9 protein-coding genes are annotated in these 12,633 nt (G+C 62.5%); 2 read left to right on the plus strand and 7 right to left on the minus strand.

Going from position 1 to position 12,633, the window contains the following annotated elements:
* Position 1: 1 nt before the first annotated feature.
* From AC1DV9_RS00870 to AC1DV9_RS00900, 7 genes are all read right to left on the minus strand, one after another.
* Positions 2–1,747, minus strand: coding sequence for a glycerol-3-phosphate dehydrogenase/oxidase (locus tag AC1DV9_RS00870; RefSeq protein WP_477945619.1), 1,746 nt, complete (start codon positions 1,745–1,747; stop codon positions 2–4).
* 45 nt (positions 1,748–1,792) lie between these two features.
* On the minus strand, positions 1,793–3,322 hold the full coding sequence (locus AC1DV9_RS00875; RefSeq protein WP_477945621.1) for an FGGY-family carbohydrate kinase: 1,530 nt from the start codon (positions 3,320–3,322) through the stop codon (positions 1,793–1,795).
* Between the two features lie 34 nt (positions 3,323–3,356).
* On the minus strand, positions 3,357–4,199 hold the full coding sequence (locus AC1DV9_RS00880) for a DeoR/GlpR family DNA-binding transcription regulator (protein ID WP_477945622.1): 843 nt from the start codon (positions 4,197–4,199) through the stop codon (positions 3,357–3,359).
* Between the two features lie 181 nt (positions 4,200–4,380).
* Positions 4,381–5,328, minus strand: coding sequence for a substrate-binding domain-containing protein (locus AC1DV9_RS00885; RefSeq protein ID WP_477945624.1), 948 nt, complete (start codon positions 5,326–5,328; stop codon positions 4,381–4,383).
* Between the two features lie 111 nt (positions 5,329–5,439).
* Positions 5,440–6,492 (minus strand): ABC transporter permease, encoded by a 1,053-nt coding sequence (locus tag AC1DV9_RS00890; RefSeq protein WP_112514762.1) that lies wholly within the window; start codon positions 6,490–6,492, stop codon positions 5,440–5,442.
* Between the two features lie 23 nt (positions 6,493–6,515).
* Entirely contained in the window at positions 6,516–8,060 is a 1,545-nt protein-coding gene (locus tag AC1DV9_RS00895; protein WP_477945625.1) for a sugar ABC transporter ATP-binding protein, read from the minus strand.
* Entirely contained in the window at positions 8,057–8,713 is a 657-nt protein-coding gene (locus AC1DV9_RS00900; RefSeq protein ID WP_477945626.1) for a DUF2291 domain-containing protein, read from the minus strand. The genes AC1DV9_RS00895 and AC1DV9_RS00900 overlap by 4 nt, the downstream gene beginning before the upstream one ends.
* Positions 8,714–9,504: 791 nt before the next feature.
* Here AC1DV9_RS00900 and AC1DV9_RS00905 point away from each other — a divergent pair.
* Positions 9,505–11,076: an FGGY family carbohydrate kinase gene (locus AC1DV9_RS00905; RefSeq protein ID WP_477945627.1), complete on the plus strand. Its 1,572-nt coding sequence runs from the start codon at positions 9,505–9,507 to the stop codon at positions 11,074–11,076.
* 37 nt (positions 11,077–11,113) lie between these two features.
* Positions 11,114–12,625, plus strand: coding sequence for a glycerol-3-phosphate dehydrogenase (locus AC1DV9_RS00910; RefSeq protein WP_477945629.1), 1,512 nt, complete (start codon positions 11,114–11,116; stop codon positions 12,623–12,625).
* Positions 12,626–12,633: the final 8 nt, after the last annotated feature.

The raw sequence follows: 12,633 nt of genomic DNA on the forward strand, positions 1-12,633 counted from the left end.
ATCACTTCGCCGTAAAACGGGGCGCCTTGGCGCGTTCCGTAGCCGGCGCCGTACTGGTCAGCATCTGGCCGTGAAAACGGCTGAGCTGGCCGGTGACGTCGGCGATTTCGCTTTCGACACGCGCCGCGTCCCAAAACAAAGCGGCGGCTGCGATGCCGGCGATTTCCCGCAACCCCTCGATCGTCAGGCGCCCCTCGATTGCCAGCGTCGTGCGGCGAAGCACGATATCAGCGACATGAACGATAAGTTCGTTGCGGGTGATCCAGTCGATTTCCTTGAAGCTGTGCTGTGGCGCACCGGTCAGCCTGGTATCGTCGGAATGAACGGAAGCGGATGTGAGGATCGCCGCGGTCGTCGTGCCGTACCGGCTCAGCAATTCGTCGGCACGCTCGATCGTCACTCCACCCTTGGCTGCCAGATCCTTGATCCAGTGACCGCGCTTCTCGCCATTGGCGGGGAAGCCCTTGCCGCCGCCGATCGCAAGGTAGCGGGTCGATGCGCTGCGGTTCCGCTGCAGGCGCGAGAGAACGGTATCGGCAACCTCCTCGGCGAAACCCCGGAACGTCGTCCACTTACCGCCAACCAGCGAGACGATCGGGAACGGGCGGTTGCCTTCGGGTTCCTTTACCGGTGCGGAATGGTCGCGGCTGATGAGGCCCGGCGCCGTCGCATCCGATGCCGGGAGCGGGCGGATGCCGCTATAGCTGTAGACGATCTGATCGCGGTCGAAGCGCAGCGTCGGCAGCAACGAACGGACGCTTTCGAGGAAATAGTCGGTCTCCGGTTCCTCGCAGCGAACGTCATCTGGATTATCGGCTGGAATATCGGTCGAGCCGACCAACGCCAGGCCGAGGTAGCTGTAGACCAGGCAGATGCGGCCATCGTCGGCTTCGAAATAGATCATGTGGCCGTTCAGGCTGCGTACCAGTTCAGGATGATCGAGCAGGATATGCGAGCCCTTGGTGCCGCCGATCATCTTCGAGGGCGCGCCGAGTGCGGCGTTGACATGATCGATCCAGGGACCGGCGGCGTTGACGACCAGCTTCGGCTTTACCGCGAACTCGCGGCCATCGGCCTGCCGGAATGTCAGCGATCCGCCTGAGACCGTTTCCATCGTGGTGAAATTGGCAGCCAGACTTTTCGGATTGGCATCGAGGCCATCGCGCACGAGTTCATAGACCAGCCGCTCAGGCCGGCTGATCTTGGCGTCATAATAGATACCGCCGGCGACGATCGCTGGCGTCACATGCGGCATTTCCTTGCGGGCCTGCTTCTTCAGGATCAGCCGGTGCTTCGGCATCACCTGATCGCGGGAGCCGAAGAAGTCGTAGAGCCGCAGGCCGATCTTGATCAGCACCGCACCGCGGCTGCGCGGCGCCGTCTTGGAACCAAAGAGCGTGCGGATCGCCGCCCAGATGCCGCGTGTCCAGGAAAAGACCGGGATGAAGGTCGGCAGCGGCTCGACGCAGTGCGGCGCGTTCTTGAGCAGCAGATTGCGCTCCAGCGTCGATTGCGCGACGAGGCCGAATTCGCCGGTCTCCAGATATTTCAGCCCGCCATGGATGAGCCGCGACGGTGCAGCACTCGTGCCCGAACCGAAATCGGCCTTATCGACGATAAGGCAATTGACGCCCTGCACCGAGAGATCGCGAAACAGCCCGGCGCCATTGATGCCCGCGCCGATGATGAGAACGTCGATATCGCCCTCGCCGAGATCGGAGAAGCGCTGCTGCAGGTCGGCTGTCATGATGTCATCGTCCTAAATCGCCCGCCGCAGCAGGCATCATTCATTTCAGTTCACGGCCTGATCAGGCGCAAGCGCCGCGATCTTCGGCCAGAGCGGCGTCATGGCATCGGCGATTTCGCGAAATACCTGGTAACGCTTCTCGTAGTCGGCGCTGCGCGCCGGGTCCGGCTGGCAGGTTTTCTCGATGCTTGCGGTATCGCGCGGATCGCTCTGCGGATCGGCATAGATCCCGGCGCCCGATCCGGCGCAGAGCGCTGCACCCCAGGCCGCCGCTTCGTCGGTTTCAGTCACGGTGACAGGCATGCCGAGGATATCGGCAAACATCTGCACGACAGCGGGATTGCGCGAGATGCCGCCTGCCAGACGCGCCCGGTCAAATGAGAACCCGTCGCGGAGCGCATCGACATGGATGCGGTGGTTGAACGCAATCCCCTCAAGCACGGCGCGAAGCATGTCGCCGCGATCGTGCCAGCCGCCGAGCCCGAAGAACCCGGCGCTCGCCTCCGCGCCATAGGGCGAGCCGAAAAGATAGGGATGAAACAGGGCGGTCGAGGGCCGCTGGAATGCCGCATCGATCTCCGGGGCAAGTAACGCGTGTACGGAGCGGCCGCTCGCCTCGCCCTCCTGCCGCTTGGCAGCGCAGAGCTTGTCGAGAAACCAGTCGTAATTGGCCGTCGACGCCGGCGAGATCGACATGCTGTTCCAGATGCCGGGCGCAATGCCGTTGCGGCAAAACCAGCGCCTGTCGACTCGCGGTTCGGACGATAGCGTCTCGTTGATCGAGTAGGTGCCGGCGATGATGGCGACGACGCCTTTGCCGTATCCCCCGGCGCCGAGCGCCGAGGCGGTGACATCATGCAGACCCGCCATAACGGGCGTGCCTTCAGCAAGACCAGTCAGATTTGCGGCCTCGCGCGTCACCCGGCCGACGATCTGGTCGGAACGTGAAGCCGGCGGCAAGGCGTGAACGAGCTTCTGCAGACCGAAGAGCCGTAGCGCGTCCTGACTGTAGTCCTGTGTCTTCACGTCGGTGAAAGAGGTGCTGGACTCGGTTCGATCCGTGCCGATGATCCCCGTCAGGCAGAAGCGCAGCCAGTCCTTGCAGCTGATGAAATGGCCGATGCGCTTATAGCGCTCGGGCTCCATCTCGCCGATCCAGGCGAGCAGCGCCGAGGGTGCGGAGACATGCGGGATTTGGCCCGTCAGTTCGATGGCGCGCTGGGCGACATCGCCGTCGGTCCATTCGTTGACGATCGGCCCTGCCCGGCTGTCGAGCGACAGGATGGCGCGGCCAAGCGGCTGCTGATCCTCGTCGAGCAGATAGATGCCGTCGCCATGCGCGGTGGCGGCTATACCCTGGATATCGCTTGCGGGGCGCTTGCTGAGCGCGATCGCCTCGCGGATCGCATCGGCCGTTGCCGTCCAGAGTTCGCCCATGTCGCGCTCGATATGGCGCGCCTTGGGAATGAACTGCGTGACGCGGCGCCTGCTGACTGCGAGCGGCGTGCCGTCAATGTCGAAAATGACGGCCTTGGTGACCGTCAGGCCACTATCGATCCCGAGCAGACTCGGCATTCGCCTTCCTCACTGTCAGCAACCGGTGGCCGGGTTACGAGCGCCCTCCGGCGCTCTTGGCGACCACCACGTTGATATCCTTGGACCGCATGCGGTCGATGTGCACGGCGTCGGTCTTGTCGTCGACGATGACGCCGTCGAACTCGTCCAATGCTGCGAAACTATGGAGTGCCCGCCGTTCGAACTTGGTGTGATCGGCAAGCAGGATCCGTTTGACGGAACAGTCGAACATGGCGCGCTTGGTATCGACAGTCTCCGGCGACTGGTGCAGCACCGTGCCGTCGCTGATCGCCGACATGGAGATGAAGGCGATATCCGCCCGCAGCCCCTTGATTTCGCTGATCGTCATCCGGCCCATGAAGGCGTTGCACCAGTTGTAATACTGGCCGCCGAGCGCCAGCAGCGTCACGTCATGCATGCCCGTCAGCGCGTTCATCAGCGTCAGCGAATTGGTGATCGCGGTGACAGGCACCTTCGACGGCAAGTGCGCCGCCATCTGCAGAACCGTCGTCGAATCGTCGAAGAAGATCGCCTGCCCGGGCTCGACGAATTGCATCGCTGCCTCCGCAATCAGCTTCTTCTCCGTTGCCTGCCGGTTCGAGCGATAGACGTCGCTCGATTCGATCAGGTTCGTCGCCGCGGCGGTAACGATGCCGCGCGTCTTGCGGAAAAGCCCACGGCTCACGAGTTCATCGACATCGCGATGGGCCGTCATCAGGCTGATCCCGAAACGATCCGTCAGGTCTTCGATCCGCATCGAGCCTTCATTCATCACGGCCTCCGCGATCATGCGGCGGCGCGCGATCTGGCGCGTCTGCCGGCTGTCGCTTGTCAGCTCTTCCAACAGATCTTCGCCCTGGCTCGTCTTCTGTGTCACGGGGTCACCCTTGTCGCTGAATTCTGGATCCCAGCTTCGTACAGTGATTGCCACGCCAAGGCAAAAAGGTGAAACGGAACGGGCGGTTGCGGCCGCGGGCACCATTTCAGGCATTGCGGAAGCCGGGCGGGTGGATGCCGCCCGGCTCTGAAAGAGCGCCCTGCCGGGCGCCCCTTCGATGTTACTGCGACAGGACGAACGGGCCGGTATACTTGTCGACATTGTCCTTGGTGATCAGCAGGCAATCGAAGAGCTGCTTTTCGCTCTTGGCGCCGGTGCTGCCATTCTTGATGACATTGTCGGCCTGCTTGACGGCTTCTTCAGAGAAGACGGCAACCGGCTGGAGAACGGTGTACTGCAGTTCGCCGGCCTTGATCGCCGCAACAGCGTCCGGAGAACCGTCGAAACCACCGACCTTGATGTTGGCGAGCTTGCCGGCTTCCTTGAGCGCTGCGATCGCGCCGAGGGCCATTTCATCGTTGCCAGAGATGACGCCGACGATGTCAGGATTTGCCTGCAGCATGGACTGCATCTTGTTGTGACCGTTGGTGCGGTCCCAATCGGCAACTTCCTTAGCAACCTTCTTCAGGTCCGGGTACTGCGACAGCACGGTTTCATAACCGTTCGAACGCGTTGCGGCGTTGTTGTCGGAGGGAGCGCCGAAGAGTTCGGCATAGTTGCCCTTGTCGCCGACAGCTTCGACCCACTGCTGCGCACCGAGGGCGGCACCCTGGGCGTTGTTGGAAACGAGCTGCGCCTTCGCCAGGCCTTCCTGGTTGATTTCAGCGTTGACGAGGATGACCGGGATACCGGCGGCAACAGCCTTCTTCACCGCACCGACCGAACCGTCGGCATTGGCCGGGTCGAGAATGATCGCGACCGACTTGTTGGTGATTGCCGTGTCGATCAGGTTGCTCTCGGTGTTGGTGTCACCCTTGTGGGCGCTGACCGAAGCCGTGTAGCCGAGCTTTTCGGCAGTGGCCTTGGCAACATTGCCTTCCGTCAGCCAGTAGGGGTTCGACGGATCGTTGACGATGATCGTCATCGCGCCGGCTGCCCAGGCGGACGTTGCGAGAAGCGGTGCGACGGCCGCGGCGGCGAGAAGAATGCGCATGCCTTTTTTAAACATAGTCTCTCTCCCATTAGTGAGCTCAGTTGTGCCGGGAACCGGCGTTGCTTTCCCCAATCGGCCTTCTTGGAACCCCAGCCTGCCGTCGTGGATAAGTTTCAGTCGCAGCCGTCAGGACGATTTGACCCGGCGGCCGTATTGGATGCTGTTCATCAAGACGGCGAGGACGATCACCGCTCCGGTAAAGACCGTCTGCCAGTAGGCGGAGACGCCGATGATCACGAGACCATCCGACAGAAAGCCGATGACGAAGGCGCCGAGCATGGTGCCGCGCACCGTGCCGCGACCGCCGGTGAGGGCCGCGCCGCCGATGACGACGGCAGCAATCGCGGTCAGTTCGTAGGTCGTGCCGGCGGTCGGGCCCGCCGAGGTCAGCTGCGAGGAGAGCACCAGGCCGGCGATCGCGGCGCAGACGCCTGACAGCACATAGACGATGATCTTGACGCGCTTGACCGGAACGCCGGAGAGGTCGGCCGCACGCTCGTTGCCGCCCGATGCATAGAGCCAGCGGCCAAAAGCCGTACGGCTGAGCACGATGCCGCAGACGATGGCGAGCACGGCAAGCACGATGACGCCGATCGGCACACCGCCGAGGCGATTGAAGCCGAGCCAGTCGAAGCCGGTATTGCCAAGCTCCGGACGGCCGCCGAGATTATTGTAGGTCAGACCGTTGGTCATCAACAGCGCGATGCCGCGGGCCACATAGAGAACGCCGAGCGAGGCAACGAAGGCCGGCACCTTGAGATAGGCGACCAGCACGCCGTTGACCGCACCGACCAGGGCGCCGAGCGCGCAGGTCAGCACTACGACGGCCCAGACCGGCGGATAAAGGATGACGCCGAAATAGCTGAGCGTCACGCCCTGCATCAGGAAGCCAGCGATGCAGCCCGCGAGCCCGAGCGTCGAACCGACCGAGAGGTCGATGCCGCCGTTCAGGATGACCAGCAGCATGCCGATCGCCAGAATGCCGAAGATGGCGACGTGTGAGGCCATGATCAGGAAGTTGTTGAGGCTGAAATAATAGGGCGACAGGAACGAGAAGACCGCGATGATGACGATCAGTGCGAAAAACGCCCTGCCCTCGAGGATGAGACGCACGATATTGGTGTTGCGCTTCTGCCCGTTCGGAACTGTCTTCTTCTGGGTGATATCTGTGACTGACATAATCAGTGCTCCATAATTCCGGGCTAGTGCGCGACCACGGCTTCGCCGGAGGCGGCCATGATCTTTTCCTTGGTGACGTCAGAGCTGAACTCGGCCGAGATCCGGCCGCGGTGCATGACGATGATGCGATGCGCGATGCTCAGGCATTCGTTGACTTCGGAGGTCGAATAGACGACCGCGAGCCCCTGCTTGGCGCGCTCGGCAAGCAGCTTGAAAACCTCAGCCTTGGCGCCGATATCGATGCCGCGGCTCGGTTCGTCGAGCAGGATGACTTTCGGCTGGGTGGCCAGCATCTTGCCGATGACGACCTTCTGCTGGTTGCCGCCGGAGAGCGAGCCGATCGACGCCTCGCCGCCATCTGTCTTGACGTGAACGCGGCGGATCGCATCGTTGACCAGTTCCCGTTCGCGCCGGCCCGAGGTGAAGAGCCCCTTGGTGAAGGCGCCGATGCTGGCAAGCGACAGATTGGTGCCAACAGTCATCGTCTGCACCAGGCCATCGCGCTGGCGATCTTCGGGAACGAGAACGAGGCCGCTCTCGATACGCCCGGCAATGCTGAGGCCGCCGACATCCCGGCCCTCAAGCAGAACCCGGCCGCCGCTCGAGCGCAGACGTCCGGCGACGCATTCCAGAAGCTCGGTACGCCCCGCGCCCATCAGGCCATAGATGCAGACCACTTCTCCCGCGCGCACTTTCAACGACAGCCGGTCGACGGCGTTATAGGCAGCGCCCGACGGACCGGGCACGCTGAGATTCTCGATCGACAGCGCCACCTGGCCGAACTGATGGCCCTCCGGCGGGCTGCCGAGATCGAAATTATCGCCGACCATGTTGCGGACGATCCATTCGAGATCGATGTCCTTGCGCTCGGCATAGGCAGTCATGGTGCCGTCGCGCAGGACGACGGCGTGATTGGTGATCTGCAGCGCCTCTTCGAGATGATGCGAGATATAGACGATCGAAACGCCGCGGCTCGTCAGGTCGTGGATGACCTTGAAGAGCACCTCAACCTCGGTTGCGCTCAGCGCCGAGGTCGGTTCGTCCATGATCAGAATGCGCGAATTGACCGAGAGCGCGCGGGCGATCTCGACGATCTGCTGCTGGCCGAGGCGCAGGTCCTCGACGCGCGTCAGCGGATCGATGTCTTCCTCGAGTTCTGCCAGAAGCGCGCGTGTCTGGCGCTCTTCCTCGGCGAAATCGACCATGCCGCCGGTGATGATCTCTCGGCCCATGAAGATGTTGTCGCGGACGCTGAGATTGGGCGCCAGGCTGAGTTCCTGGTGAATGATCGAGATGCCGTGTTCACGCGCATGGGTCGACGAGGTGAAGCTGATCGGCGAGCCATCGAGGATGATCTCGCCCGAGCTCGGCTGCACGACGCCGGAAAGGATCTTCATCAAGGTTGATTTGCCAGCGCCGTTCTCTCCGAACAGCGTGGTCACCTGACCGCGATGGATGTCGAAATTCACGCCCTTGAGGGCATGCACATTGCCATAGGACTTGGCGATGTTGCGGGCGGCGAGAACGACTTCGCCCTGCACTCCGTTACTGCGCAGCGGCTGGCTCATTTGACTTCGACCTTGACGGGCGTGACCAGCCAGTTTTTTGGATTGATCAGCTTGAACACGCCGACCACGGTCGCGGATTTCCCATCCAGCGTTTCCGAATCGAGGCCGGTGAAGACCGACTTCTTCATCTCGTTGTTGATGGCCGATCCGGCGTCCTGATACTGGATCTGGTTGGTGAACTGGCCGAACTCGATGGTGCCGGTGGCATCGCGGAGGTCCGTGCCGTTGACCGCAGGACCGGTCTGGACACGGACCACCGTCTCGGGAGGCAATCCATCGACTTTGAGTTCGTTGGTGTTCGATTTGCGGGCGCCGAACGTGCCGGTCAGCGTGACGGGAATGACCGGTCCGGTGCTCGTCGCGGTGCCGTATTTCTCGGCGGCCGCCTTCTTGTCGGCGGCGATGGCGGCAGCAAGATCGGCGGCCGGCACGGCGCGCTTCTGCACATTGGCCAATATCTTCGGGAACTGCTCGGCGCCAAAGGTTTCCGGCGAGAAGACCTGCTGCCTGACGTCGTTTTCGGAGCCGATCTTGACCACCGTCGTGTCAACAGCGATGGCGCCGACGACGGCAACAACGAATGCCACGCCCACGATGAGCTTCAGATTGCCGCTGCTCGGCTTCGGTGCTGCGTAATCGGACTGTGTGCTCATGTCGAGACGGCCTTTGACTGGGAGACGATAAAGCGAAGGGGCTGGCGGCAGTTACGATCGCAGACGCGCCACCGCATGGCATCGCGCCGGATCAGAACCCGGCAGGCAGCCCGCGAAAGCGCAACTCTGGACGAAAATCCGCATTGGAAGCCTCCTCTTCAGGACACGGCGCCAGTCTCCTCCGACCGCCTGATCCTGCAATCACCCATCAGGAAGCAGGCTTCCGTGATAGAACTGTGTTACTTATGCCGGAAACAATGTTATAAAATCAGAAGGCTGTCAACGGCACTTTTATGAGAACCTGCGCATCAATGCGGCGCTTCACAGCTTGTTTATCGCGTTGCGGCGCAACATAGGAAGGCAGCAAATGCACAAATAAATACCTGTAAAAGAATTTGGAAAACTCAGTCATAGCATTGATATTTAATATAAATTAAAGACACGCGATATTCGCGGCAAAAGCGGCGACTGCAGTCTTGCGCAAACAGAGGCGGCCGCCACTCATCAAGCTGACGCCCACTATTTTAGCTGAAAAAATTTTCATGACTAGAAAAATCTTGCTGGCCTTGTGATATCTTTATGTTATGTTTATCGGTGAGGCCCATGGGAGGTTTCGGCAGATATTCGATTCATTGCCGGCGGCAGACACACGCTTGCGGCCCGTCACCATGGAATCGATCATGCGGCCGAAGCAGAGCGATGGAATTCGGCCGATCGGGAGGACTGCATGATGAATTGGACGCGCGTATTGCCCGCCGCAGCGTTCCCGGCATTGGCGGGATAACCCTGCGATGACATCGACACAGAATATCATCATCGGCATCGACGCCGGCACATCCGTGATCAAGGCGGTTGCCTTCGATCTTTCCGGACGCCAGATTGCTGCCGCATCCGTACGCAACAGATACGCGACCGGCGACGACGGCTCGGCGACGCAGCCGCTTGCGCAGACATGGGCGGATTGCGCCAGCGCACTGCGCGGCCTCGGCGAGAAAGTCCCCGATCTTGCGGCGCGCACCGCCGCCGTTTCCGTCACCGGACAAGGTGACGGCACGTGGCTCGTCGCTCGTGAGAATGCCCCGGTCGGCGATGCCTGGCTGTGGCTTGATGCGCGCGCCGCATCGACCGTGGTTTCGCTTGCATCCAAGCCGAACAACCGCGCCCGCTTCGAGGCGACCGGCACCGGCCTCAACACCTGCCAGCAGGGCACCCAGCTCGCGCATATGGACCGTTTCGCGTCCGATCTCCTTGATCGCGCCGAAACGGCGCTGCACTGCAAGGATTGGCTTTATCTCAACCTCACAGGCATTCGCGCCACCGATCCGTCGGAGGCGAGTTTCACCTTCGGCAATTTCCGCACCCGGCAATATGACGACGCCGTCATCGATGCGCTTGGCCTCGAACACCGGCGCAAGCTGTTGCCTGACATCATCGACGGGACCGAAATCAGCCATCCGCTGACATCGGATGCCGCCAAGGCCTGCGGGCTGCTGGCAGGAACACCCGTCTGCCTCGGCTATGTCGATATGGTCATGACCGCGCTCGGCGCCGGCGTCCGTAGCGGCGGGCGCAACGCCGCCTGCTCGACGATCGGCTCGACCGGCGTCCATCTGCGCGCCAAGAAAGTCGACGATGTCCACCTCAACAGCGAGGGCACCGGCTATGTGATCGCCCTGCCGATCCCGGGCATCGTCACCCAGGTGCAGACGAATATGGGATCGACGATCAATATCGACTGGATCCTCGATATCGCCGCCTCGCTGATGGCAGACGCCGGCAAGACGGTTTCGCATGCGGAACTGATCGCGCGCATCGATGGCTGGTTTGCCGATAGCAAGCCGGGCTCCGTGCTCTATCACCCCTATATTTCCGAAGCCGGCGAGCGCGGCCCGTTCGTCAACGCCAATGCGCGTGCCGGCTTTGCCGGACTGTCCACGCGCCATCGTTTCCCCGATCTCGTGAGAGGCGTGGTCGAAGGCCTGGGCCTCGCGACCCGCGATTGCTATGCGGCGATGGGAGCGATGCCGGAAGAGCTGCGCATCACCGGCGGCGCCACGCGTTCGCCAAGCCTGCGCCGCTCGCTATCCGCCGCCGTCAACGCCCCGATCCGCCAGTCGCAGCGCGAGGAGACCGGGGCTGCCGGTGCCGCGATGATGGCTGCGGTTGCCGTCGGCGTGTATCCGACGATGGATGATTGCATTGCCGACTGGGTGTCGCCGCTGCTTGGCGAACCCGAGGTTCCCGATGCCGCCGAGGCGGCCCGGTTCGACACGCTTTTCGCAGCCTATACCGACATCCGCCAGGCAATGGCGCCCGCCTGGGACAAGCTCGCCTCGACCGCGACGGCGACACCAGGCGCATAACTCAAGTTCTGATGCGCTGGCATCAAAGGAGCATGACATGACCGAACCCGAAACCCTGGACCTCTTCGTCATCGGCGGCGGCATCAACGGCGCCGGTATCGCACGCGATGCGGCCGGCCGTGGGCTCAAGGTGGCGCTGTGCGAAAAGGATGATCTGGCGCAGGGAACCTCGTCGCGGTCAGGCAAGCTGGTGCACGGCGGGCTGCGCTATCTCGAATATTACGAATTCCGTCTGGTGCGCGAAGCGCTGATCGAACGCGAGGTGCTGCTCAATGCCGCCCCGCACATCATCTGGCCGATGCGCTTCGTGCTGCCGCACAGCCCTGAGGACCGCCCGGCCTGGCTGGTCCGCCTCGGCCTCTTCCTCTACGACCACCTCGGCGGCCGCAAGAAGCTGCCGGGTACCCGCACGCTCAACCTGCTGCGCGATCCCGAGGGCACGCCGATCCTCGATCAATACAAGCGCGGCTTCGAATATTCCGATTGCTGGGTCGATGACGCCCGCCTCGTCGTGCTGAACGCCGTCAGCGCCGCCGAAAAAGGCGCGATCGTCCTGACCCGTTCGCCCGCCGTCTCCGCCCGGCGCGAGAATGACGCATGGACTGTCGTCACCAAGAACAGCACGACAGGCGAGACGCGCACTTTCAGGGCCAAATGTCTGGTCAATTGCGCCGGCCCCTGGGTCACCGACATCATCAACCGCGTGGCCGGATCGAACTCGGCCCGCAATGTGCGCCTGGTCAAGGGCAGCCACATCATCGTCCCGAAATTCTGGGCGGGCTCGAATGCCTATCTCGTCCAGAACCACGACAAGCGCGTCATCTTCATCAACCCTTATGAGGGCGACAAGGCGCTGATCGGCACCACCGATATCGCCTATGAAGGCCGCGCCGAGGATGTCTCGGCCGACGAGAGCGAGATCGATTATCTGCTGAAGGCGGTGAACCGCTACTTTAAGGAAAAGCTCCGCCGCCAGGACGTGCTGCACAGTTTCTCCGGCGTCCGTCCGCTCTTCGACGACGGCAAGGGCAATCCGTCCGCCGTGACCCGTGACTATGTCTTCGATCTCGACGAAACCGGCGGCGCGCCGTTGCTCAATGTCTTCGGCGGCAAGATCACCACCTTCCGTGAGCTTGCCGAGCGCGGTCTGCACCGCCTGCGGCACATCTTCCCCGGCATGGGCGGCGACTGGACGCAGACGGCCCCCCTGCCCGGCGGCGAAATCCCCAATGCCGATTACGAGACCTTCGCCAACAGCCTGCGCGATACCTATCCCTGGATGCCGCGCAAGCTCGTGCATCACTATGGCCGCCTCTATGGCGCCCGCACCAAGACCGTCGTTTCAGGAGCAACCAGCATCGAGGCGCTCGGCCGCCATTTCGGCGGGCAGTTCTACGAGGCGGAGGCCCGCTACCTGGTCGCCACCGAATGGGCGGAGACGGCGGAGGACATCCTCTACCGCCGCACCAAGCACTATCTGCACATGAGCGAGGCCGAGCGCGCTGCCTTTGCCGACTGGTTCGCCTCCTCCCGCCTCGCCGCCGCCTGAAGGAGGTT

It is taken from the genome of Rhizobium sp. 01L410 (assembly GCF_056400165.1).

Coding starts and splice junctions, on each gene's coding strand:
- AC1DV9_RS00885 (WP_477945624.1), bottom strand. CDS start 5,328: ATGTTTAAAAAAGGCATGCGCATTCTTCTCGCCGCCGCGGCCGTCGCA.
- AC1DV9_RS00895 (WP_477945625.1), bottom strand. CDS start 8,060: ATGAGCCAGCCGCTGCGCAGTAACGGAGTGCAGGGCGAAGTCGTTCTC.
- AC1DV9_RS00905 (WP_477945627.1), top strand. CDS start 9,505: ATGACATCGACACAGAATATCATCATCGGCATCGACGCCGGCACATCC.
- AC1DV9_RS00875 (WP_477945621.1), bottom strand. CDS start 3,322: ATGCCGAGTCTGCTCGGGATCGATAGTGGCCTGACGGTCACCAAGGCC.
- AC1DV9_RS00870 (WP_477945619.1), bottom strand. CDS start 1,747: ATGACAGCCGACCTGCAGCAGCGCTTCTCCGATCTCGGCGAGGGCGAT.
- AC1DV9_RS00890 (WP_112514762.1), bottom strand. CDS start 6,492: ATGTCAGTCACAGATATCACCCAGAAGAAGACAGTTCCGAACGGGCAG.
- AC1DV9_RS00900 (WP_477945626.1), bottom strand. CDS start 8,713: ATGAGCACACAGTCCGATTACGCAGCACCGAAGCCGAGCAGCGGCAAT.
- AC1DV9_RS00910 (WP_477945629.1), top strand. CDS start 11,114: ATGACCGAACCCGAAACCCTGGACCTCTTCGTCATCGGCGGCGGCATC.